The 22657-nt window shown below is 68.0% G+C and carries 18 protein-coding genes and 3 tRNA genes; 13 read left to right on the top strand and 8 right to left on the bottom strand.

The window, feature by feature from the left end; genetic code table 11:
* The first annotated feature begins 33 nt into the window (after positions 1-33).
* Together xseA and QMZ26_RS16525 are read left to right on the top strand one after the other, a co-directional pair.
* Complete coding sequence (xseA, locus tag QMZ26_RS16530) at positions 34-1365, top strand: exodeoxyribonuclease VII large subunit (RefSeq protein WP_200733063.1); 1332 nt, start codon at positions 34-36, stop codon at positions 1363-1365.
* A 168-nt stretch (positions 1366-1533) separates the two neighbouring features.
* Positions 1534-1746: a hypothetical protein gene (locus QMZ26_RS16525; protein ID WP_283222086.1), complete on the top strand. Its 213-nt coding sequence runs from the start codon at positions 1534-1536 to the stop codon at positions 1744-1746.
* 37 nt (positions 1747-1783) lie between these two features.
* Here the strand turns inward: QMZ26_RS16525 and QMZ26_RS16520 are convergent, their stop codons facing one another.
* A complete protein-coding gene (locus QMZ26_RS16520) occupies positions 1784-2680 on the bottom strand; it encodes a M48 family metallopeptidase (RefSeq protein ID WP_283222085.1) in 897 nt (298 codons plus the stop codon).
* Between the two features lie 89 nt (positions 2681-2769).
* Positions 2770-4641 (bottom strand): formylglycine-generating enzyme family protein, encoded by a 1872-nt coding sequence (locus QMZ26_RS16515; RefSeq protein ID WP_283222084.1) that lies wholly within the window; start codon positions 4639-4641, stop codon positions 2770-2772.
* A gap of 84 nt (positions 4642-4725) precedes the next feature.
* On the opposite strand from QMZ26_RS16515, the gene rnd reads away from it, so the two are divergent.
* A complete protein-coding gene (gene rnd / locus QMZ26_RS16510) occupies positions 4726-5805 on the top strand; it encodes a ribonuclease D (RefSeq protein ID WP_283222083.1) in 1080 nt (359 codons plus the stop codon).
* 209 nt (positions 5806-6014) lie between these two features.
* Here the strand turns inward: rnd and QMZ26_RS16505 are convergent, their stop codons facing one another.
* The 4 genes from QMZ26_RS16505 to QMZ26_RS16490 all read right to left on the bottom strand — a co-directional run bounded on the left by QMZ26_RS16505 (position 6015) and on the right by QMZ26_RS16490 (position 12779).
* The gene (locus tag QMZ26_RS16505; protein WP_283222082.1) at positions 6015-7148 is read right to left on the bottom strand and encodes a hypothetical protein; all 1134 of its coding nucleotides are present in this window, start codon (positions 7146-7148) and stop codon (positions 6015-6017) included.
* A gap of 127 nt (positions 7149-7275) precedes the next feature.
* Positions 7276-9603 carry a TonB-dependent receptor gene (locus QMZ26_RS16500; RefSeq protein ID WP_283222081.1) on the bottom strand — a complete coding sequence of 776 codons (2328 nt, stop codon included), beginning with the start codon at positions 9601-9603 and terminating at the stop codon, positions 7276-7278.
* Between the two features lie 190 nt (positions 9604-9793).
* Positions 9794-12352: a Cache 3/Cache 2 fusion domain-containing protein gene (locus QMZ26_RS16495; RefSeq protein ID WP_283222080.1), complete on the bottom strand. Its 2559-nt coding sequence runs from the start codon at positions 12350-12352 to the stop codon at positions 9794-9796.
* Positions 12353-12473: 121 nt separating this feature from the next.
* A complete protein-coding gene (locus tag QMZ26_RS16490; RefSeq protein ID WP_283222079.1) occupies positions 12474-12779 on the bottom strand; it encodes a Rho-binding antiterminator in 306 nt (101 codons plus the stop codon).
* Between the two features lie 97 nt (positions 12780-12876).
* Here QMZ26_RS16490 and QMZ26_RS16485 point away from each other — a divergent pair.
* Positions 12877-12952 (top strand) — tRNA-Ala (locus QMZ26_RS16485).
* A gap of 108 nt (positions 12953-13060) precedes the next feature.
* Entirely contained in the window at positions 13061-13954 is an 894-nt protein-coding gene (locus QMZ26_RS16480; protein ID WP_283222078.1) for a hypothetical protein, read from the top strand.
* A gap of 27 nt (positions 13955-13981) precedes the next feature.
* Here QMZ26_RS16480 and QMZ26_RS16475 read toward each other — a convergent pair whose 3' ends face one another.
* The gene (locus tag QMZ26_RS16475; RefSeq protein WP_174208691.1) at positions 13982-14158 is read right to left on the bottom strand and encodes a hypothetical protein; all 177 of its coding nucleotides are present in this window, start codon (positions 14156-14158) and stop codon (positions 13982-13984) included.
* Positions 14159-14268: 110 nt separating this feature from the next.
* Positions 14269-15030 carry a hypothetical protein gene (locus QMZ26_RS16470; protein WP_283222077.1) on the bottom strand — a complete coding sequence of 254 codons (762 nt, stop codon included), beginning with the start codon at positions 15028-15030 and terminating at the stop codon, positions 14269-14271.
* A 126-nt stretch (positions 15031-15156) separates the two neighbouring features.
* Here QMZ26_RS16470 and QMZ26_RS16465 point away from each other — a divergent pair, with 126 nt between their 5' ends.
* The 8 genes from QMZ26_RS16465 to dxs all read left to right on the top strand — a co-directional run bounded on the left by QMZ26_RS16465 (position 15157) and on the right by dxs (position 22340).
* On the top strand, positions 15157-15621 hold the full coding sequence (locus QMZ26_RS16465) for a hypothetical protein (protein WP_283222076.1): 465 nt from the start codon (positions 15157-15159) through the stop codon (positions 15619-15621).
* Between the two features lie 420 nt (positions 15622-16041).
* A tRNA-Phe gene (locus QMZ26_RS16460) sits at positions 16042-16117 on the top strand.
* A gap of 72 nt (positions 16118-16189) precedes the next feature.
* Positions 16190-16265, top strand: a tRNA-Phe gene (locus QMZ26_RS16455).
* A gap of 131 nt (positions 16266-16396) precedes the next feature.
* The gene (locus QMZ26_RS16450; RefSeq protein ID WP_283222075.1) at positions 16397-16954 is read left to right on the top strand and encodes a lipocalin family protein; all 558 of its coding nucleotides are present in this window, start codon (positions 16397-16399) and stop codon (positions 16952-16954) included.
* A gap of 165 nt (positions 16955-17119) precedes the next feature.
* Positions 17120-17596, top strand: coding sequence for an LEA type 2 family protein (locus tag QMZ26_RS16445; protein ID WP_108747063.1), 477 nt, complete (start codon positions 17120-17122; stop codon positions 17594-17596).
* A gap of 61 nt (positions 17597-17657) precedes the next feature.
* Entirely contained in the window at positions 17658-19448 is a 1791-nt protein-coding gene (locus QMZ26_RS16440; RefSeq protein WP_079222564.1) for an acyl-CoA dehydrogenase C-terminal domain-containing protein, read from the top strand.
* 213 nt (positions 19449-19661) lie between these two features.
* The gene (locus QMZ26_RS16435) at positions 19662-20327 is read left to right on the top strand and encodes an HNH endonuclease (RefSeq protein WP_079222565.1); all 666 of its coding nucleotides are present in this window, start codon (positions 19662-19664) and stop codon (positions 20325-20327) included.
* Positions 20328-20432: 105 nt separating this feature from the next.
* Positions 20433-22340, top strand: a complete 1908-nt coding sequence (gene dxs, locus QMZ26_RS16430) for a 1-deoxy-D-xylulose-5-phosphate synthase (RefSeq protein WP_283222074.1) — start codon at positions 20433-20435, stop codon at positions 22338-22340.
* Positions 22341-22657 lie beyond the last annotated feature (317 nt).

Here is a 22657-nt window from a genome sequence, read left to right as displayed (position 1 = left end):
AGCGCCCTGCTCCGCCCGCCCTCCGCCGTACCCATGCAGCCACGGAACAACGACGTCCTCACCCCCAGCCAGCTCAACACCCTGGCCCGCGACCTGCTGGAAGGCAGCTTCCCGGCGATCTGGGTCGAAGCCGAGCTGGGCAGCGTGGCCCGCCCCGCGTCCGGGCACCTGTACTTCACCCTGAAGGACGCACGCGCGCAGCTGCGCGCTGCCATGTTCCGGATGAAGGCGCAGTACCTGAAGTTCGTGCCGCGCGAAGGCATGCGCGTGCTGGTGCGCGGCAAGGTGACCCTGTACGACGCCCGTGGCGAGTACCAGATGGTGCTGGACCACATGGAGGAAGCCGGCGAAGGTGCGCTGCGCCGCGCCTTCGAGGAACTGAAGGCACGCCTGGAGGCCGAGGGCCTGTTCGACCCGGCACGCAAGCGGCCGATGCCGGCGCACGTGCAGCGCCTGGCGGTGATCACCTCGCCCACCGGCGCCGCCGTGCGCGACGTGCTGAGCGTGCTGGCCCGCCGTTTCCCGCTGCTTGAAGTGGACCTGCTGCCGACCCTGGTCCAGGGCAGCACGGCCGCCGCGCAGATCACCCGCCTGCTGCAGGCCGCCGATGCCAGTGGTCGTTACGACGTGATCCTGCTGACCCGCGGCGGTGGCTCGCTGGAGGATCTGTGGGCCTTCAACGACGAGGCACTGGCCCGCGCGATCGCCGCCAGCGGTACGCCGGTGGTGTCGGCGGTGGGTCACGAAACCGACTTCAGCCTGAGTGATTTCGCCGCCGACCTGCGCGCGCCGACGCCGTCGGTGGCCGCCGAACTGCTGGTGCCCGACCAGCGCGAACTGGCCCTGCGCCTGCGCCGCACCGCCGCGCGCATGGTGCAGCTGCAGCGGCACACGATGCAGCAGGCGATGCAGCGCGCCGACCGCGCCCTGCTGCGCCTGAACGCACAGAGCCCGCAGGCGCGCCTGGACCTGCTGCGTCGCCGCCAGCTCGACCTGGGCCGGCGCCTGCATGCAGCATTCAACCAGCAGCAGGAGCGCCGTGCGGCGCGCCTGCGCCACGCAGCAGCAATCCTGCGCGGTCACCATCCGCAGCGCCAGCTGGACGAGATGCAGCGGCGCCTGGCCGCCCTGCGCGGCCGCCCGCAGGCGGCGCTGCAGCGCTTGCTGCAACGGGACGCATTGCGGCTGCGTGGGCTGGCGCGTTCGCTGGAGGCGGTGAGCCCGCTGGCGACGGTGGCACGTGGCTACAGCATCCTGACCCGCCGTGATGACGGCACGCTGGTGCGTCAGGTCGGGCAGGTACAGCCGGGGGATGCCCTGCAGGCGCGCGTCGGTGACGGCGTGATCGACGTGCTGGTCAAGTAAGGGGTTGTTCGGCAGGGCTTGCAGCCCTGCACCTGCGGTAGTGCCGGCCGCTGGCCGGCAACCTCAAGATCAAGAGCGGCATTCCGTGGGATGGCGGAGCGGCGGCTGTTGGTGGGTGCCGGCCGTTGGTCGGCACATCTGTTGGATATCGAATGAATTCATCCACGCATGGCGTGGATCTACTGGCAACTGCGGCTGTTGGTCGGCACATCTGTCAGATATCGAATGAATCATCCACGCATGGCGTGGATCTACTGGCAACTGCGGCTGTTGGTAGGTGCCGACCAACGGTCGGCACCTACCAAAGCAGAACGCCGTTCCAACAGCTCGCAGGAAACTGTCGAAGGCGGGGTGCCGGCTCTTGACGTTGACGTTGATTGAGCAGGTGCAGGGCTGCAAGCCCTGCAAAACACCCCCCCTACTTCGCCTGCTCGCAGAACTTCTGCCGGTACTCCAGCGCCTTCGGCATCAGCGCCTGCAGGTTCTGGATCCGGGTGCCCGGGTTGGGATGGGTCGAGGAAAACTCCGGCGGCGACTGCCCGCCACTGGCCTGCCCCATCCGCTCCCACAACGGCACCGCCTCGCGCGGGTCGAAGCATGCCGCCGCCGCCAGCATCAGCCCCACCTCATCGGCCTGGGTCTCGTGGCTGCGCGCATACGGCAGCAGATAGCCATAGCCCATCGCCGACATCATCATCTGTTGCTGCTGCGCATCCATGCCGCTGGCCGCGCCCGCCATCTGCCCGATCTGCGTCAGCTTCTGCTGCGCCATGCGCTGCGCACCATGGCGCAGCAACGCATGGGCGATCTCATGGCCCATCACCACCGCCATCGCATCGGTGGTGCGCGCCACCGGCACCAGGCCGGTGTACACCGCCATCTTGCCGCCCGGCAGGCAGAACGCGTTGGCCTGGTCGGACTGTATGACGTTGACCTCCCAGTCGAAATCACGCGAGAAGTGCCCCGGCTGCACGCCGTGCTCCTGCGCCAACGCGGTCTCCACCACGTCCACCTTGGCGATCAGGCGCTGCGCGATGGCGCGGATGTCGCGCGAAATCTGCGCGTTCGGATCCAGCGGCCGCTCCTGCGACAGGATCTCCTGGTACGCCTGCAGGCCCAGTGCTTTTTCCTGGCTGGCATCCAGGGTGCTGTCGATCAGCACCTTCTCGCCGGTGTAGGGGTCGACCGAGCGGTTGGAAAACCAGTAGAACGCCGCATAGCCGGCCGCCAGCACCAGCACCCACCAGCGGATGTTGCCGAACAGGCCGCGCCGGGGGCCCTGTTGCGGCGAGCGGGAAAAGGGATCGTTGCGCATCGACAGGCCTTCCAGCAGACCCCGCCGGCCGGCGGGCACGGCGCAATCTTAGTGCGCCGCCGCCCAGGGCGGGTGAAGCCGCTGCGGGATCAGATGCCGCGCACCAGGCGGAAGCCGATGCGCGCGCTGGTGGTGTCCGAATCCTGCGGCTGGCGCCAGGCGGCGCGGGTCTGTTCCGGTGCGTTGGCCCAGTTGCCGCCACGGATGACCCGCGAGCGGCAGCCCGGGTTGAACCACGCCGCGCCATCGGACGGGGCGCGCCGGTAGCTGGCATGCCAGCAGTCGGCCACCCACTCGCTGAGGTTGCCGGACAGGTCATGCAGGCCGAAGGCATTGGCCTGGAAGGTGGCCACCGGTGCCGGGCCCCACCAGCCATCGCCGTAGCCGACGAAGGCGTTCTGCCAGTGCCGGCCCGAGGGCGAGACATCGCGGCTGCCGGTGTAGTTGCCATTGCCTTCCGGCGGCAGGCCGGCATCGCCCCAGGGGTAGCGGCCACTGTTGCCGCCCCGCATCGCGTACTCGAACTCGGCCTCGCTGGGCAGGCGGTAGGAACGGCCGGTCTGCTCGGACAGCCACGTAGCGTAGTTCTCGGCGTCGCGCACGCTCACGTGCATCACCGGCGAATTGCCCATTGCCCGGCTGCCGTCGTAATCCGAGCGCCAGTCCACGCCGCTGCGGCGGATGAAGTTGCCGCTGCGCTCGTCGTAGACCACCGAATGGCCGCGCCGGGTCGCGCGCGGGCGGGCGCTGGTCGCCTTCACATAGCGCTCGAAGTCGCTCACGGTCACTTCGGTGATGGCCATCGCAAAGCCGCGCTCGAAGCGCACGTAGTGCGAGGGCCGCTCGGCGTCGGTGGCACCGGGCTCGGTATCACCGGCGCCCATCTGGAAGCCGCCATGCGGCACCACGATCATCTGCGGGCCACGGCCGCCGTCACGCAGTGCATCGCTGAACACCTGGCCGGGGCGGAAGCTGCCGTAATGGGTGGCCAGGTCGATGCGCTCGCGCAGCTGCGCCACCACCGGGTCACCCGGCAGGGCGATGCGCAGCGCTTCGGCCAGTTTCTCGCGCGCCGGCTTCAGGCCCTGCGGCGTGGTCAGGTCGCGCAGCCCTCCGTCACGCAGCTGCACCAGCGCCGAGGCGCGGATCTGTTCGATGCGCTCGAAGGCATCGGCGATGGTCGGCGAGGAATCGCGCACCTTGCTGGCCTCGGCCAGCCAGGCACCGGCACTGGCGAAGTCGCGCGCACGCGCGGCGTCCTCGGCACGACGGATCAACCCACTCTCCGCCGCCGCGAGGCCCTGCCGCGCACGCCGGTTGTCCTTGTCCAGGGCCAGCGCTTCGCGGAAATTGGGAATGGCGCCGTCGCCGTCCTCGCCGATGCGGTCGGCACGCAGGTCATCCTCACCGGCACGGTTGTAGGCCACCACGCGCTGCGCGGTCTCCACCCGGCCCTGCAGCGCGCGCACCTTGTCGTCCTTCGGCGCCAGGGTCAGCAGCACCAGCGCCTGCCGGCTGGCTTCGGCCAGTGCCTCGCGCTGCTTCAGCGGCCGCGCCAGCAGCGCGTCGGCCTGCTGCAGCAGGCGTTGCCGGGCTCGCTGCAGGCCGTCGCGGGCCTGGCGATCGTCCGGATCCTCCTCCTGCACCGCCAGCCACAGCGGGATGGCTGCGTCGGCATCCTCGTACAGGTGGTCGCGGGCGAAGGCCTGCCCGGCAGCACGGCGCAGCTGCGCCTGGCTGCGCTGCTGCCGGTCCACGCGGGGCGGCGTCCACTGCTGGATGTCCTCGGCCGCATCGTCATCGGCGATGGTGACGGTGCCCTGCCCCGGCGCGTCCGCGGGCTGGGCCTGCGCCGGACGCTCCTCATCGGCCCCGCTGGCGGGCACCGGGGGCGGCGGCGTGCAGCCGGCCAGGGCAACGGCCAGGGCGGTGCACAGCGCGGACGACAGCGGAAAACGCAAGCGGGGGCTCCTTCAACACGGATGCGGACCGACGTTAGGCTATTCTCCCCTGCCTGAGCAAACCCGAGTAGTAGGCCCTGACACGTGGCAACCTGGATCACCACCCCCGCCGAGCTGGACACGTACCGCCAGCAGCGCCCGAGCCGCATCGGCCTGGACACCGAATTCATCCGTGAACGCACCTTCTGGCCGCAGCTTGCGCTGGTGCAGATGGCCGTCGGCAATGACATCCTGCTGATCGACCCGCTGATTCCCGGCATGCCCGAAGCGCTGGCCCCCTGGCTGGCCGACGAATCCATCACCAAGGTGATGCACAGCGCCAGCGAAGACCTGGTGGCGTTCAAGTGGACCTGCGGCGTGCTGCCGCGGCCGCTGTTCGACACCCAGATCGGTGCAGCGCTGGCCGGCATCGGTGCCGGCATGGGCTACCAGAAGCTGGTGCAGGAAATAACCGGCGTCGCCCTGGCCAAGGGTGAAACCCGCTCGGATTGGATGCGCCGGCCGCTGTCCGATTCGCAGCTGCAATACGCCGCCGACGACGTCGAGCACCTGTTCGCGCTGCATGACGCCATCGACGGCAAGCTGCAGGCGCTGGGCCGCCAGCAGTGGCTGCATGATGATGGCGAGCGCCTGCTGGCCAGCGTGGCCAACGATGAAGAGCGCTGGCCGCACCTGGGCATGCGCGCGGCGCAGTTCCTCGATGCCGCGGCCCAGCGCCGCCTGCTGCGCCTGCTGCGCTGGCGCGATATGCAGGCACGCAGCAGCGACCGCCCGCGCAGCTGGATCCTGGACAACGAGCTGGCCGCCACCCTGGCGCGCACGCCGCCGGCCGACGAGGCGGCGCTGGGCAAGCTGTTCGAGCAGTTCCCGAAGGCACCGCGCAAGCTGGCCGGTGCGGTCTGGCAGGCCCTGTCCACGGCGCTGGACGACGAAGCCGATGCACCGCTGGCAATGCAGGCCAGCGATACCAACAAGCAGCTGCTGAAGAAGCTGCAGGACGCGGTGGCCGAGCGCAGCCGCGAGCTGGGCCTGGCCGACGGCGTGCTGGCCTCGCGCAAGCACCTGGAAAGCTACCTGGAGCGTCGGCAATGGCCCGCCGCACTGGCTGGCTGGCGCCAGCAGGAACTGGAAGCGCGCCTGCAGGCACTGCTGCCGGCGCGTTGATTGCGCGGCGCTGGTTGGGGCCGGCTGCACCGCCCAGAGCAGTCGACTGACAGTCGACTCTACCGGGCTGCGGCGATCCTCACCGGAGGTCGGCTGGGTAGAGTCGACCGTTGGTCGACTACCGCGCGCAGCGCGGGTGTTCGGCTGCACCGCCCAGAGCAGTCGACTGACAGTCGACTCTACCTGGGCCCTGCCGTCCGCACTGTCGCTCAGACGTAACCGCGCTCCTTCAACCGGCCCCAGCGCTCCGGCCCGATCGCCCGGCGCAGCCCGGGCAGCGGGTCAATGCTCCCCGTGTTGTCAGCCACGGCCACCACGAAATCATCGGTGGCTGCGAGCAGCGCGCGGCGTTCGGGTGCGTCCAGCCAGGCCGCCACGTTCTTCAGCACGCGCTTGGCCGACGCATCGCTGCCGCGCATTTCCATGTACTGCGAATGCCGCTTGCAGGCCTCGACCAGCGCAACATCGTCGAACCAGCACTCGTGCGCATCGCCCTGCACGCCACGCATCTCATCCGGCGCCCACAGGTAGTAGGCCACGTCCTCGCCACGCGCCAGCACCGCCTCGCGGTAGGGCTGCCGGCCCCACACCAGGAACGGCGGCCAGGCCGCAGTGAAGTCACTTTCGGTGAAGCACAGCAGCAGGCAGTACAGCGGCTCATCGCGCGGGATGCGCGGCAGCTGGGCCGCAATCGCCTCGATCAGCAGGCGCTCGACGTCAGCGGTGACCGTGGCCAGCGTCTCGCCCGGGCGTGGCCGCTGGTAGATCCGCTCCTGCTGGCCGATGGGGCGGCGATACCGGTCCATGTATTCAAGCACGATGCAATCCAGCTGGCCGCCATCGGTGTAGCTGAAAAGATGCTGCCGCCAATCGACACGCTCGCCCCTGCGCCGGCTGCAGGTCACTGTCCGCAGCAGCCGATCACCGTCCCAATCGTAGGTAGAGTCGATGCTGCTGCTGTCATCCAACCGCTTCAGGCTCTGCAGGCGTCCGTTGCTCTCGCGGAACTCCGAAACGCCACTGATATAGCCGCCGCTACTGAAGTCGATGTAATAGCGGCAGTCGCCCTGGTACAGCCACACCCACGTGCGGCCGGATGAGCCGCGCTCGAGCACAATGCGCCCGTCTGCATCCAACCCGTGGCGCACATGCCTGCGCGCGTCTGCCTTGGCATCTGGTACCCAGCGTGACGGTCGCGCACCGACAATCTCGCTGATGTACGGCTCGTCGTACCCCATTGAGTCGGTTGCCCAGCGCCAGCTGACCACCTGAGCCTCACACGCCGACTGCAATGCGAGTGCAACGGCGGGGTCTTCGTAAGCGTGATACAGCGACTTCAGCATGGTCGATGTCCATTCAACACGGCGGGCGAACATACCACGTCGCTCCGCACTGGCTCAGCACGCACACCGCGGAAACGACAACGCCCCGCAGTGCGGGGCGTTGCCGGTGGCTGCATGACGCCAGCGCTTACCAGTTCATGTTCAGCGAGACACCCACGGTGCGCGGTTCGTTGTAGACCGCGGCCATGTAGTTCTCGATCACGCCCTTGAGGTTCTTCTCGTTGGTGATGTTGCGCGCAAACAGCGCCACTTCGTAGGCACCGTAGTTGCCGGAGTAACCCAGCTTCAGGCCGCCTTCGAAATCACCCTTGGAGTTGAATTCCTTGCTGTCGTACAGGACGAAGCTGGTGTAACCCTGCTTGTTCCAGTCGGTGGACACGAACATCGTGCCGGCATCGCTGACCGGGAAGTCGTAACGGGCAGCGAAGTTCACGTTGTACTTCGGCGCGTTCGGCAGCGGGTTGCCGTCGATCTGGGCGAAGGTGTTCGCACCGACCTTGATGGTCGGGTCATTCACGGTGCACACCACCGCGCCGTTCAGCGCGCAGACCTGCGCATACACGCGCTTGTCCTGCACTTCGCTGTGCAGCAGGCTGACGCCGGCGCTCAGGGTCAGGTTCGGGATCGGGCGCAGTTCCATGTCGGCTTCAAAGCCGTACGCCTTGGCCTTGTCTGCGTTGAACAGCACGCCATTGCCGTCCGAATCGTTGCCGTTGAGCTGGATGTCGTTGACGGTGTAGGTGAACGCGGTGGCGTTCAGGCGCAGGCGGTTGTCCCACAGGCTGCTCTTCACGCCCGCTTCCCACGACAGGATCGTTTCCGAATCGGCGGTGGTGAAGTCGGCGTTGAACACCGCCGAACGGCCCTGGATGGTCGGGCCGCGGAAGCCACGGGCGACCTTCGCGTAGACGCTCACGTTCGGGTTGAACTGGTACATCGCGCTCAGGTCCCAGCTCGGGGTGGTATCGGACATCTTCACGTCCGTACGGCCCTTGTAGGTGACCACGCCGGCAGCGGTGTCAGCGGTCTTCAGCAGGCGGGTGTGCTTCTCGTCCTTGGTCTGGCGCAGGCCGGCGGTGATGCTGAACTTGTCGGTGAAGGCGTAGCTGATCTGGCCGAAACCGGCCCAGGAGGTGTTCTTGTTGCGCAGGCGCACCCAGTTGTTCGGGTTGCGGGCCGCGCCCTGCAGGAACCACGCGCGCTGGTAGAAATCGGTGGTATCGCTGCCGTTGAAGTAGAACGCGCCGGCCTGCCACTGCAGGGCGTTGTCATCGTGGCTGGCCAGGCGGAATTCCTGGGTCCACTGGTCAAGGTCGCGGATCTGGCCCATCGACTGGCCGTAGCCGTTCGGCACGCCGTTGACCGGGAAGTTCACCGCTGCGCCGCCGTCGGTGTCACCACGGCTGTAGCCGGAGGTGGTTTCGTAAGCGGTGATCGAGGTGAAGTCGACCGCGCCGAAGTCATAGCGCGCCTTCACCGAGCCGCCGTAGGTCTTGTAGGCCTGCGGGTTGTTGTCGGCTTCGTCGTAGGCGACCTTGTCGCGCGGCACGTCGGTCTGGTTCGAGCCCTTGGTCAGCGCGTTGCGCAGGAACAGGGTCGAGGTGCCTTCGTAATCGCGGGCGTGGGCCGAGGCCAGGATCGAGAACTGGTCGCTCGGGGTCAGCAGCAGCTGCGCGCGCACGTTGCGGTCATCGAAGCCGCCCATGGCGTTCTTCTTCGGGCTGACCGTGCCATCGGCGCTGGGGCCGGTGTAGGTGTTGTCGACGTAGTCGTCGCGGTGCTGGTACAGGGCCGACACGCGGAACGCAGCGACATCGTTGATCGGGCCACCGAAGCCGCCGTCGATCGAGACGCTGTTGTAGCTGGCATAGCTGGCGCTGACGCGGCCGCTGTAGTCTTCGCTCGGCTTGATCGTGTCGAACTTGACGATGCCGGCGGTGGTGTTGCGGCCGAACAGCGAGCCCTGCGGGCCGCGCAGCACTTCCACCTGGTCCACGTCATAGACCGGGTTGGACTTCAGCACCACGTGCTCCAGCACCACATCGTCCTGGATGATCGACACCGGCTGCGAGGCACCCAGGTAGAAGTCGATGTTGCCCAGGCCGCGGATGTAGAAGCGCGGGAAGATGCGGCCGGTGGTGGTTTCCGCATACAGGCTCGGCACGCGGCCGGACAGCGCCAGCAGGGTCCCGTCGCCGCCGGCGGTGAAGTCGCGCATGCGCTCGCCCTGCACCACGCCCACCGATACCGGCACTTCCTGCAGGTTCTGCTCTCGGTGTTCGGCGGTCACGGTGATGGTGTCCAGACCGGTCGGGGTCGGCGCGCTGTCCTGCGCGGCGGCACCGAAGCTGCCGACCAGGGCCAGGCCGGCACAGGCCAGGGCCAGCGGGTGGCGACGGAAAGAAACAAAGGACGACATGCCCGACGAACGGCGGGAATCGGTATGGGAAGGCATCGAGAGCTCTTGAGGAGGCATCCGTGCGGCCTGCGCGAGCCGGGCGGTAGAAAGGGGAGACACTGCGCAAGCGTTCATTATCGCCCGAATTGTTACGATTTCGTTGCGCACCCCGTCGCAGTCAGGTTCCCGCCCACTGCGGCAAAGTGGGGGCGGCAGCGAACACCACCGCCCCCGGGCCCTGCTCCCCTTACACGCCTGCAGCCAACGGAGAACGTGCCAGCACGAAACGACCGGCCGCCTCCTGCAGGGCATGCGCCTGGCTGCTCATCGCCCGTGCCGACGCCGACGCTTCCTCCACCAGCGCGGCGTTCTGCTGGGTCACGCCGTCCATCTGCACGATGCTCTGGTTGACCAGCTCGATACCGGCGGCCTGTTCCTGGCAGGCATGGGCGATCTCGCCCACCAGTCCCCCCAGCTCGGTCACCGATGCCACCACGTCCTGGATGGTCCGCCCGGCATCACCGGCCAGCACGTTGCCTTCGGCCACCCGGGCGACCGAATCCTCGATCAGCCCCTTGATCTCCGCGGCGGCCAGCGTGGAGCGCTGCGCCAGCGCGCGCACCTCGCTGGCAACCACCGCAAAACCGCGTCCTTCCTCACCCGCCCGCGCCGCTTCAACCGCCGCGTTCAACGCCAGGATGTTGGTCTGGAAGGCGATGCCATCGATCACCGCGATGATCTCGGCGATGCGCCGCGATGCCGCGTCGATCAGGCCCATCGTCGCCTGCATCTCCGCCATTGCAACGCCACCGCGCCCGGCCACCTGTGCCGCCTCGCTCGCCAGCTGGTCGGCGCGGCGCGCATGGTCGGCGTTCTGGCGCACGGCCGAGGTCATCTCCTCGATCGACGCCGCCGACTCTTCCAGGTTGGCCGCCTGCTGTTCGGTGCGACGCGACAGATCGTCGTTGCCGGCGGCGATCTCCGCTGCAGCCAGGCTCACCGCGCCGGCCGCCTGCTGGATGCGGCCGACGATGCCGGTCAGCGCGCCCACGGTGGCATTGGCGTCCCCACGCATGCGTGCGAACACACCCTGCGACTGGCCGTCGATGCGATGCCGCAGGTCACCTTCGGCCAGGTTGCGCAGCAACCCCGAAAGCGCCATCAGGTTTTCATCGGCCGTGCCCATCACACTGTTCAGGCCCTGCACCATCTGCCGGAAATCGTTGGCAAAGGCCTGCGCATCACCGCGCACGCTGAAATCGCCGGCGGCAGCGGCCGCCACCAGGCGCTTGATCTCGCCGTTGATGCCCTGCAGTTTCGAACGCACGCCATTGAGCGCCTGGGTGATGGCCACCTGTTCGCCCGGCAGCACGTCCATCGTCTGCTGCAGGTCGCCCTCGGCATAGCGCTCGACCAGCGCAACCATGCGCTGCTGGGTCTGCAGGTGTGCGGCCACCAGCGCGTTGGTGCCGGCCACCATGGCGCGGAATTCACCCTCGAAGGCCTGTTCGTCGATGCGGTGGCTGACCACGCCGGCCGCGTGCTGTTCGCCCATGGCCGCCTGCGCCTGCAGGATCTCACGCAGCTTGGAGCGCATCTGCTGCAGCGACCCCAGCACGCGGCCGACCTCGTCGTCCCGGCGTACCTCGATCTCGCGGTCCAGGCGCCCGCTTGCCACGTCACGCGCGACCTGCGCGGCGGCGGCCAGCGGGCGACCCAGCAACCGGCGCACCACCAGCACGATCAGGGTCACCACCGTGGCCAGTGCCAGCGCCGAGATCAGCGCGATGCGCAGCATCAGGCCGTTGAGCACATCGTCCAGCACCGACTGCGGCTCGAGGCCGAGTACCAGCCACTGCCACGGGCCGTAGCGCTGTGCCGAGGCGAACCACGCCTGCTCGCTGCCACCCGCAGCCGGGCTCAGATGCAGGCGTGCCTGCGTGCTGCTGCCGTCCAGCAGCGCCTGCAGCGCCGGCAGGTCCTGCGCGGCCACCCGCTCCTGCAGCAGCCCGCCCTCGCCGTCGGTGGCGGCCACCACGCGGCCGCGCTCCTTGCCGGCGCGGGTATCGAGCACGATGAAGCGCCCCTCGCGGCCCAGCGTGGCCTCGCGCAGGCGCGCCTTCAGCGCGGCCAGGCCCTGCGAATAATCCTGGCCGACGAAGGCAATGCCGGCCACGCTGCCATCGGCGGCGCGGATCGGCATGTAGTGGGTCATGTAATCGGTGCCGAACAGGTGCGCCGGGCCGGTGTAGCCCTGCCCGCCCAGCACCCGCGCATACGCGGGATTGGCGTGGTCAAGCACGGTGCCCAGCACACGCTCGCCCTGCGCGTTGCGCAGCGACGTAGCCACGCGCACGAAATCATCGCCATCGCGCACGAACACCGTGGCCACGCCACCGGTGGCGTCGGCGAAGCGATCGACTTCGGTCGACGCCGGGCCGATGGCCTGGCTGCCCAGGCGCAGCGTCGGCGTGCTGCGGCCGGCCACATCGATGGTTGCGGCGCCATTAGCCTGCGCCTCACCCTGCGGCAGCATCGCGCGGAAGGTACCGGCGATGCGCTCGGTGCTTTCACTCAGGCTGCGGTCGTACAACTGCACCGAATCGCGCATCAGCACGGTGGCGGTGTCCAGGCCGGCGCTCACGCGCTGCTGGTAACTATCAGCGGTGTCGCGGTAGATCAGGACCGCCAGGGCGGCGAAGGCGACGGTGGTGATCGCGGCCATCAACAGGGCAAGCCGCGAGGCGATGGTCAACGCGCGGCGCGGCGGCGAGGCAGAGAAACGGGAGGCAGCAGGGGTCATCATGGAAAAACGGATCCGTGGAAGGGAGTACTCGAAAGCGCACCCCCATTAACGGCACCGTTCTGGTCCTCTTTACGCCCGCCGCCTAGCCGGATCTGGTTATTGACAGCGCCAAGCCATTGATTCAGAAACCTTGTTCAGCTTCGCCAGTGGGATCGGCGGGCCCGGGCCCCAGCACCGTGCGCGCGCCGGCAGTGCCATCAGCGCCCACCGTGGCCACTGCATGCAGCTGGTCCAGGCGGATGCGGCGCTCGCCGTCGGGCGTATCCAGCAGCAGGAACTCTTCCTTGTCCGCAGTGCTCTCGGTGGTCCGCGCCCGCGCTACGAAACGGCTGCCGTCGCGCAGTTCGACCTGCAGCAGGGCGCGGTGCAGGCAGGCGATTTCCAGCACATCGTGCAGGTCGCACTCCAGCGGTTGGTAGTCGGTCATGTGGGGTTCCTCGGCGGTGATGGTGCTCAGCCTGCCATGGGTCCCGGGCCGCCGCTTGGCAAGCCCGGGGGGCGGCGCTACACTGGATCCCAGCCGTGGGGCCATAGCTCAGCTGGGAGAGCGCGTCGTTCGCAATGACGAGGTCAGGAGTTCGATCCTCCTTGGCTCCACCACTATTCAGTGCGGCAACGCACGCAGAAGGCCGGAAGTCCTGAAGTAACAGGGTTTCCGGCCTTTTTTGTTGCACGGTTGGCAACGGAATCGGCCACGAGGACACGCGGGTGATCGGGAAAAACGCACGGACGCTGATTGCTGCGATTGTCCTTCTGGCCATCGGGGCCTATGCCATCTGGTCGGGCGACGGCCGCGACCACAGCACCGCCGCCGGCGCGCGTGCGCCCGCTGCGCACCCCTCCTCCCCGAAAGCGCCCGCCGCGCCCGGCCGGCACGCTGCCGCCCCTGCGCCCGCCGCCCCGCCGCGCCCGCAGGCATTCGCGTTCGGCGATCTCAAGGCACGGGCGCAGTCAGGGGACGCGGTTTCCCAGCGTGAACTGGCTGAACTCTACGAGCGCTGCTTCGCGGTCAACATCGCACCAGAAAACTACCTGCCGGGCTACGAAGTCATGGCCCGCCACACCCGGTACCCGGAGGAGACGGCAGAAATGATGCGCACTGCCCGTTCCACCGCGGCGTTGTGCGCGAAGGTCGACGGCGGCCAGATCATCCCGCTCCAGGCCATCCGCGCCTGGCTTGAGTCTGCAGCCACCCGCGGTGACCTCGCCGCCCAGGTCCGGCTGCTGTTGCTCAACGGTGAGAAACCGGACGCGGCCGCCTACACGCGCCTGATGGACGATGTCACCAGATCGAAAGACCCCGCCGCCGTGTTCCGGCTTGGCGAACTGGTGGCGTACCCCGCACACAGCAGCGCCACGGGCCGGTACGCGGACCTCTCTTCCGATTCGATTTCGGGCCATGCGTGGAGCATCGTCGGCTGCCGCATGGGATATGACTGCAGCAGCAGCTCACCGCTGATGGCGTCCGTCTGCCTGTCGGGTGGCGGATGCGCCGGGGAGAACTACGAAGCGTACGTTCGTTCGAGCCTCATCTCCGCGCGCGACGCACGCTTTCTCGACCTGCGCATCCGCGAAGTGTCGGCACTGCTGGCGCAGCCATAGGCCGGGCGCCAGCGGCCAGCGGCGCTCTCAGGCCGGGTCCTGGCTTCCATCCTTGCGCTGCGGCCGGCGCGAATGCGCGTCATGCACCTGCTGGTCGTCCTGGCCCGGTCGCTGCTTTGCCACCTCATCCTGCCGGCGATCCTGGCGGCTTTCCTGGGCACCCTCGCGGGCCTGCTGCTGGTTGGGGTTCTGCTTGTCGTTCATGGGGGCGCTCCGGCCGGCAACAGGCCGGCCTGGTCAACGCACGCTAGACGCGCGCCAGTGATGCGCGGGTCAGGCCGCCGCGAGCGCTGCGTGCAGGGGCGGCATGCAATTCAGGCCTGCACGCATTCACGCACGGCGAACGGATGCCCGCAGGCGCTACAGGTGGAATGTCCGAACGCCAGCGCCAGCAACTGCTCGGCGCGCTGGTCGCCATCGTCGCGCACCTGGTGCATCAGCCATTGCTCGGCCACGCCCACCGGTTCGCCCGGCAACAGTGCCGTCGTCGCCGACGGCGCGCCGAACACCGGATCCTCATGGCAGACGTACGGCGCTTCCGCATCCAGCGTGCAGTACAGGTCCGCCGAACACGATACGCACTCGCCTACGATCTCGCCCTCGGCAAGCCGGTCCAGGTGCTGCGACCAGGCCTTCTCGCCACTCAGGCCCAGCCAGGCCTGGCGCAACCAGCCACGTTCACCGTGACCATCGTCGGACAGCGGCACCGCATCCTTGCCGGTGCCTTGCAGCCGCTTGTGCACCTTGCTGCGCAACGCCTGGATGACATCGCCATGCGGCACCAGCCCAGGGTCGCCCACGTCCGAGCAGGCAACGATGGCGCCGGCCAGCAGCAGCGCATCATCTCCGTCGCTGCGCCCGGTCTGCCGCGCGATCGACAACAGCACCGGCAGCGCCGCGTGGCTGGCCGAATAAACCGAGCCCTGGTGGCACAGGTGCGACCAGATGTCGTTCCAGTCCTGCTGGTGCTGCGGGTCCATCATCGATGCCAGCAGTGCGCCCGCTTCAGACGCGTCGCCGTAGGCACCCTGCAGCGTTGCCCAGTCGATGGCATGAACGTCGGCGGTTTTTGGCATGTCCTTCCCTGGTCGATGCAACAGGCGTCCAGCATGACCCATCGGCGGGCGGGATGGACAGTGCGCTTGTGGCTGCAACGCTCGCGCGGCCAGAATCGGCACATCACCGACGCACAAGGAAGCGCCATGTACCGCCCCACCCTGCTGGCCGCACTGCTGGCCCCGCTGCTGCTCACGACCGGCTGTGCCCACCGTCTGGCAGCTGCGCCGCCGCCGATGCCCGGCTACATCGGCAACTACGAAGCCGTGCGCGCCGCACAGGACGATCCGGCACGCGGTATTTCCGGCATCTTCGCCATGACCGTGCAGGCCATCGGCAGCGACGATGGCCGCATCTACCTCAACAGCGAACGCGACTACCGGCATCCGCTGAACATCACCCTCAACCTGGACTCGGCCCTGCGGCCGGGGCTGGAAAGCGCGCTGGGCCTGAAGCTGGACCACCTGCAGAACCGCCGCCTGCTGGTGCGCGGCACCGCGCGCCAGGTCCGCATCGATTTCATCGACGGCAACGGCCAGCCCAGCGGCAAGTACTACTACCAGACGCAGATCAGCGTCAGCGACCCACGGCAGGTACGTTTCGCGCCGTGAGTCGCATTGGCCTGTACCGGTAGCACCGGGCCATGCCCGGCGAAATGCCAACGGCGCCGCGCTGCGCGCTCGCGGGGCGCGGCCCCGCGCTACCCGTACCTGACGACCAACATCGTCTGGTAGCGCCGGGCCATGCCCGGCGAAATACCAACGCCGCCGCGCCGCGCTACCCTGACCTGGCGACCAACATCGTCCGGTATCGCCGGGCCATGCCCGGCGAAATACCAGCGGCGCCGCGCTGCGCGCTCGCGGGGCGTGGCCCCGCGCTACCGTTGTGGCCGCCTGCACAGCACCGAGGATCAAGCACTTGCGCGTGCGCAGACGGCAATGTGAAGGTTTTTTGCCAAAACGCTTGCCGAACGCAGTCGACCTCCGTAATATGCGCGTCCTTGGCAGCGACCTCGCTGCAACGAAACAAGTGGCCGAGTAGCTCAGTTGGTAGAGCAGGGGATTGAAAATCCCCGTGTCGGCGGTTCGATTCCGTCCTCGGCCACCATTTTCGAAGGCCTGCAGAAATGCAGGTCTTTTTTTTCCGGCCACCGCGTTCGCGCGGTTGGCCAACCAGACTGGCCGAGTAGCTCAGTTGGTAGAGCAGGGGATTGAAAATCCCCGTGTCGGCGGTTCGATTCCGTCCTCGGCCACCAGTTTGAAGACCTGCAGAAATGCAGGTCTTTTTTTTTGCCGCTTCGCGCGACCGATGGAACCTGAACGATGGTTTTCACGCCCGGTCCAGCGTCCAGTCGCCTACTCTCGACGTCTCGACCGGAGACGTCCCATGCGACTGCGCCACGCGCTGCTGCCCTGCCTGCTGATCGCCGTCGCCCACGCCGGTGCCGCCAACGTGCGGTCGGTCGAGGCGCTGGATATCGATCGCTATGCCGGCCAGTGGCATGAGATCGCACATCTCCCCGTCTCCTTCCAGAAAAAGTGCGTCGGCGACATCACGGCGACGTACAGCCTGCGCCGCGACGGCCGTATCAGCGTCAGCAACGCCTGCCGCGTGCAGAGCGGAGAGCGCATCGCCGCCGATGGCGTGGCACGCCCGGTGGAAGGCCAGCCCGGCCAGCTGCAGGTGCGCTTCGCCCCCGACTGGCTGAGCTGGGTGCCGCTGGTCTGGGCCGACTACTGGGTGATCGCGCTGGACCCGGACTACCAGTGGGCCGTGGTCGGCGAACCCGACCGCCGATACCTGTGGATCCTCTCGCGCCTGCCCGACATGGACCGCGCCCTGTTCGAGCAGCTCAAGGCCAAAGCCGAAGCGATGGGGTACGACCTGGCGCCCCTGCGGGTGATGGCCCCGCTGCGCGATCCCGCGCCCGCGCCGGCCGACTGAACCCCAACCCTTCCAGCATCCCGGGCGCGCCCCTGGCAGCGTCCCGCGCACGCCTGCCGGTCATGCTCACGCGCTACCCTCTGCGACGGGTCGCCATGGGCGATCCATTCCACCATACGCCGTAGTATGCTTATCCCACGCACCCCCTACAAAGGACCTGCGCCCATGCTCCACCGTTTCCGTTTCGCCTTGATTGTCCTGTGCACCCTGGCCCTGGCTGCTTGCAGCGATGGCATCGTCAAGCGTGTTTCGGAACCGGCGGCCAGCCTGCAGCAGCTCACCGTGCGCGCCGACGGCAACTGGACCGTCGCCCTGCGCCTGCAGAACTACAGCTCGATGCCCATGACCTTCGACGATGTGTCGCTGACCCTGACCGTCGGCGACACCGAAGCAGGCACCCTGCAGGCCAAGCCGGCCATCTCCATCGGCGGCACCTCGGCCGACGTCATCAACCTCGACCTGGTGCCCAGCTCCGGCGCGCGCCTGGTGGTGGCCGACGCCCTGGCCGGCAACCGCACCCTGGCCTATGGCCTGAAGGGCACGGTGGCCGCCACGCCGCAGGAAAAGAAGCAGCGCAGCTTCGACATCAGCGGCCGCAGCACCCTCAACCAGGCCCCCGGCCTGCCCGGCGTGCTGCGCTGAGATCCCCCTTTCGCCGCGGCATCGCCTGCCGCGCCCTTTTGTCCTGATCGAGACGTCACCGATGAGCAGCTACACCGCCCCGCTTTCCGACCTCCGTTTCGCCCTGCACGACGTGCTCAAGGTGGAACCGCTGTTCGCCCGCCTGGGCTTCACCGACGCCACCGCCGACGTGGTCGATGCCGTGCTGGAAGAAGCCGGCCGCTTCAGTGCCAGCGTGCTGGCCCCGCTCAACAGCGTGGGCGACGAAATCGGCTGCGTGCTCGACCAGGCCACCGGTGAAGTCACCACCCCGCCCGGCTTCAAGCAGGCCTATGACCAGTTCGTCGATGGCGGCTGGACCGGCCTGACGGCCGCACCGGAACTGGGTGGCCAGGGCCTGCCGCACACCTTGGGCGTGCCGCTGAACGAAATGATCAACGCGGCCAACCTGGCCTGGGGCAACTTCCCCCTGCTCTCCCATGGCGCCATCGAGGCCCTGAAGCAGCACGGCGAGGCGTGGCAGCACGACGCCTTCCTCAAGCCGCTGATCGAAGGCCGCTGGACCGGCACCATGTGCCTGACCGAACCGCATTGCGGCACCGACCTGGGCCTGCTGAAGACCAAGGCCGAGCCGAACGCCGACGGCAGCTACGCGATCACCGGCACCAAGATCTTCATCACCGCCGGCGAGCACGACCTGACTGAAAACATCGTGCACCTGGTGCTGGCCAAGCTGCCCGACGCCCCGCCGGGCGCCAAGGGCATCTCGCTGTTCGTCACCCCCAAGTTCAAGGTCGACCGCGACGGCAACGTCGGCGAGCGCAACGCACTGCGCTGCGGCTCGATCGAGCACAAGATGGGCATCAAGGGTTCGGTCACCTGCGTGATGAACTTCGACGGTGCGCAGGGCTACCTGGTCGGCCAGCCGCACAAGGGCCTGCAGGCGATGTTCACCATGATGAACACCGCACGCCTGGGCGTCGGCCTGCAGGGCATCGGCCTGTCCGAGCGCGCCTACCAGAACGCGCTGAAGTACAGCCGCGAGCGCCTGCAGTCGCGCGCCCTGAGCGGCGCCAAGTTCCCGGAAAAGGCCGCCGACCCGATCCTGGTCCACCCGGACGTGCGCCGCATGCTGCTGACCATCAAGTCGCTGGTCGAAGGCAGCCGCCTGCTGGCCCTGCACGCAGCCACCCTCATCGACGTGGCGCACAGCGCCGGTGACGCCGCCGAGCGTGAGCGCGCCGACACCCTGGTCAGCTTCCTCACCCCGATCTCCAAGGCCTGCCAGACCGAATGGGGCATCGAGAACACCTACAACGCCCTGCAGTGCTTCGGTGGCCACGGCTACATCCGCGAGCACGGCATGGAGCAGCTGGCGCGCGATGCACGCATCACCACGCTGTATGAAGGCACCACCGGCATCCAGGCGCTGGACCTGATCGGCCGCAAGACCGCCTCCAGCCAGGGCGCCGGCCTGAAGCTGATGCTGGCCGAGATCGAAGCCTTCGCCAAGGAACACGAAGGCAACGAGGCGCTGGCCGAGTTCATCGGCCCGCTGCAGGCCAAGGCAGCCGAGTGGGGCAAGCTGACGATGGACGTGCTCAAGCGCGCCGCCGCCAACCCTGACGAACTGGGCGCGGCCAGCTACGACTACCTGTTCTACTCGGGTTACGTGGTGCTGGCCTACTGGTGGGCCCGCAGCGTCGCTGCCGCCGACGCCAGCGCACACGGCGCCGCCTTCGCCCAGGGCAAGCGCGAAACCGCCCGCTTCTACTTCGCCCGCGTCCTGCCGCGCACCCTCGCCCACGCCGCCGCCATGCAGGCCGGCGCCGCCCCGCTGATGGCCATGGACGACGAGCGCTTCGGCGCCTGAGCCGACGGCGTCTAAGCCCCAGTAGATCCACGCCATGCGTGGATAAGGGGCCCAGACCCCGCCATGTATCTGGAGGAGAGCCCCCCTTTGTTAAGGGGGGCGCGCCAACGGCGCGGGGGATAGGAAGAATGCGCGGACCCGAATCCTGCGATTTGCGTATCGCCCACAGGCGATACACAAATCGCAATGATTCGGGTATAAGCTGTTCTCCCGATGGAGACAGACACTACACGCTTGGGTCTGATCGAAGCCGGAGCCTCGATTTCTGCTCCGGGCGCCGCGTCATCGCCCAATGCCAGCCCGCTGCATCGCCCCGGCACCGTCCGCCTGCTCTCGCTTGACGCCCACGGACGCGTCCTGGATTGGATCACCTGGCAGGACGCAGCCTGTCTCTACGCCCGCAACGCGGTCTCCTGGACCCTGGGCGACCCCTGCCTGCATATCCACGGCGGCACCAACCGCCTCAGCGGCCTGCAGAGCGGCATGGACCTGCACCCGATCATCGCCGCCCGCGGCCATGCCCGCTCGCGCGCACCGGACCCCACGCCGAACCTGACCAACCCGGCGCTGTTCGCCCGCGACGCCCACCTCTGCCTGTACTGCGGCCAGCAGTTCAACCGCCCCACCCTCACCCGCGACCACGTCATGCCCCTGTCCAAGGGCGGCCTGGATTGCTGGGAAAACGTGGTCACCGCCTGCTTCCAGTGCAACTCGCGCAAGAGCAACCGCACCCCGCAGCAGGCCAACATGCCCCTGCTGGCCATCCCCTACCGGCCCAGCTGGATCGAGCACCTGATCCTCTCCAACCGCAACATCCTGGCCGACCAGATGGCCTTCCTGAAGGCGCAGTTGCCCAAGCGATCCAAGCTCAGCACCTGAACACCGGCACCGGCAACCCTCACCGTCCTGTCACGGGCGGCGGCGTTTGCTTGCCCCACCCCCGATTGAGGGCGAAAATGGGCGTTCAGAATAAGTGCGAACACGATGATCGACTCTGCCCGCTATCCCCGCCTCGCGCGCATCCAGACGCCCGATGACCTGCGTACGTTCGACGAATCCGAAATGCGCGCGGTCGCCGATGAGCTGCGCGCCTACCTGATCGAGTCGGTGGGCAAGAGCGGCGGTCACTTCGCCGCCGGCCTGGGCGTGATCGAACTCACCGTGGCCCTGCACTACCTCTACCAGACCCCGCACGACCAGCTGGTCTGGGACGTCGGCCACCAGACGTACCCGCACAAGATCCTCACCGGCCGCCGCGACGAGATCCACACCGTCAAGCAGAAGGATGGCGTTGCGCCGTTCCCCAAGCGCGAGGAAAGCGAATACGACACCTTCGGCGTCGGCCATTCCTCCACCTCGATCTCGGCTGCGCTGGGCATGGCCATCGCGCGCCAGTCGCAGGGTGATGACCGCAAGGTCGTGGCCGTCATCGGCGACGGCGCGATGACCGCCGGCATGGCCTTCGAAGCGCTGATGCACGCCGGCGGCATGGACCCGGAACCGAACCTGCTGGTCATCCTCAACGACAACAACATGTCGATCTCCGAGGCCGTCGGCGGTCTGACCAAGATGCTCGGCCGCGCCACCGGCAGCCGCACGCTCAACGCGCTGCGCGAGGGCGGCAAGAAGATCCTCGGCGACAAGAAGAACAACCCTGCCCGCTTCGTCAAGCGCTGGGAAGAACACTGGAAGGGCATGTTCGTGCCGTCCACCATGTTCGAGGAAATGGGCTTCCACTACACCGGTCCGATCGACGGCCACGACATGCCCGCCCTGCTGTCCACGCTGAAGACGCTGCGCGCCTCCAAGGGCCCGAAGCTGCTGCACGTGATGACCACCAAGGGCAAGGGCTACGAGCCGGCCGAAGGCGACCAGATCGGTTACCACGCGGTGGGCCCGTTCGATCCGGACAAGGGCCTGGTGGCCAAGACCGGCGCCAAGAAGCCGACCTATACCGACGTCTTCAGCGATTGGCTGTGCGATGCCGCCGCTGCCGAACCGCGCCTGTGCGGCATCACCCCGGCGATGCGCGAAGGCTCCGGCCTGGTGCGTTTCAGCAAGGAATACCCGCAGCGCTACTTCGACGTGGCCATCGCCGAGCAGCACGCGGTGACCCTGGCCGCCGGCATGGCCACCCAGGGCGGCAAGCCGGTGGTGGCGATCTACTCCACCTTCCTGCAGCGCGCGTACGACCAGCTGGTGCATGACGTGGCCATCCAGGACCTGGACGTGCTGTTTGCGATCGACCGCGCCGGCGTGGTCGGCCCGGACGGCGCGACCCACGCCGGCAACCTGGACCTGAGCTTCCTGCGCTGCGTGCCGAACATGGTGGTGATGGCACCGTCCAACGAAGCCGAATGCCGGCAGATGCTGAGCACCGGCCTGCAGCACCCCGGCCCGGCCGCCGTGCGCTACCCGCGCGGCACCGGCACCGGCGTGGATGCCGGCAACGACCTGTCCACCTTGCCGATCGGCAAGGGCGAGCTGCGCGTGCAGGGCAACCGCATCGCCCTGCTGGCCTTCGGCAGCACCGTCAGCGCCGCCGAACAGGTCGGCCGCGAGCTGGGCCTGAGCGTGGTCAACATGCGCTTCATCAAGCCGCTGGACCGCGAGCTGGTGCTGGCCATGGCCAACAGCCACGACGGCCTGGTGACCATCGAGGACAACGTCGTGGCTGGCGGTGCCGGCTCGGCCGTGGCCGAGCTGCTGAACGCCGAAGACGTGCTGCGCCCGATCCTGCACCTGGGCCTGCCGGACGCCTTCCAGCACCACGCCAGCCGCGAAGACCTGCTGGCGGAAGCCGGCATCGACGCCGCCGGCATCCGCGCGGCAGTGCTCAAACGTTGGCCGAAGCTGGAAAGCGGTACGCCGCCGCTGAGCGCCGCAAGCTGAGTAGATCCACGCCATGCGTGGATGGGTTCATCAGTGCGGACCAACGGTCCGCACCCAGCCAACCAGTAGATCCACGCCATGCGTGGATGGGCTCATCTGTGCGGACCAACGGTCCGCACCCACCCAACCAGTAGATCCACGCCATGCGTGGATGGGTTCATCAGTGCGGACCAACGGTCCGCACCCAGCCAACCAGTAGATCCACGCCATGCGTGGATGGGCTCATCTGTGCGGACCAACGGTCCGCACCCACCCAACCAGTAGATCCACGCCATGCGTGGATGGGTTCATCAGTGCGGACCAACGGTCCGCACCCA

Source organism: Stenotrophomonas sp. PFBMAA-4, from assembly GCF_030053215.1.
Taxonomy (GTDB): Bacteria; Pseudomonadota; Gammaproteobacteria; order Xanthomonadales; family Xanthomonadaceae; genus Stenotrophomonas.
Note: the sequence above shows the minus strand (reverse complement) of the source record. Positions and strands in the feature narration are given on the sequence as shown.

Bases quoted from the DNA above. Each gene is read 5' to 3' on its own strand.
- xseA (WP_200733063.1), top strand. From the start codon at position 34: ATGCAGCCACGGAACAACGACGTCCTCACCCCCAGCCAGCTCAACACC.
- QMZ26_RS16525 (WP_283222086.1), top strand. From the start codon at position 1,534: ATGGCGTGGATCTACTGGCAACTGCGGCTGTTGGTCGGCACATCTGTC.
- QMZ26_RS16520 (WP_283222085.1), bottom strand. From the start codon at position 2,680: ATGCGCAACGATCCCTTTTCCCGCTCGCCGCAACAGGGCCCCCGGCGC.
- QMZ26_RS16505 (WP_283222082.1), bottom strand. From the start codon at position 7,148: ATGCTGAAGTCGCTGTATCACGCTTACGAAGACCCCGCCGTTGCACTC.
- QMZ26_RS16500 (WP_283222081.1), bottom strand. From the start codon at position 9,603: ATGCCTTCCCATACCGATTCCCGCCGTTCGTCGGGCATGTCGTCCTTT.
- QMZ26_RS16495 (WP_283222080.1), bottom strand. From the start codon at position 12,352: ATGATGACCCCTGCTGCCTCCCGTTTCTCTGCCTCGCCGCCGCGCCGC.
- QMZ26_RS16490 (WP_283222079.1), bottom strand. From the start codon at position 12,779: ATGACCGACTACCAACCGCTGGAGTGCGACCTGCACGATGTGCTGGAA.
- QMZ26_RS16475 (WP_174208691.1), bottom strand. From the start codon at position 14,158: ATGAACGACAAGCAGAACCCCAACCAGCAGCAGGCCCGCGAGGGTGCC.
- QMZ26_RS16470 (WP_283222077.1), bottom strand. From the start codon at position 15,030: ATGCCAAAAACCGCCGACGTTCATGCCATCGACTGGGCAACGCTGCAG.
- QMZ26_RS16465 (WP_283222076.1), top strand. From the start codon at position 15,157: ATGTACCGCCCCACCCTGCTGGCCGCACTGCTGGCCCCGCTGCTGCTC.
- QMZ26_RS16450 (WP_283222075.1), top strand. From the start codon at position 16,397: ATGCGACTGCGCCACGCGCTGCTGCCCTGCCTGCTGATCGCCGTCGCC.
- QMZ26_RS16445 (WP_108747063.1), top strand. From the start codon at position 17,120: ATGCTCCACCGTTTCCGTTTCGCCTTGATTGTCCTGTGCACCCTGGCC.
- QMZ26_RS16440 (WP_079222564.1), top strand. From the start codon at position 17,658: ATGAGCAGCTACACCGCCCCGCTTTCCGACCTCCGTTTCGCCCTGCAC.
- QMZ26_RS16435 (WP_079222565.1), top strand. From the start codon at position 19,662: ATGGAGACAGACACTACACGCTTGGGTCTGATCGAAGCCGGAGCCTCG.
- dxs (WP_283222074.1), top strand. From the start codon at position 20,433: ATGATCGACTCTGCCCGCTATCCCCGCCTCGCGCGCATCCAGACGCCC.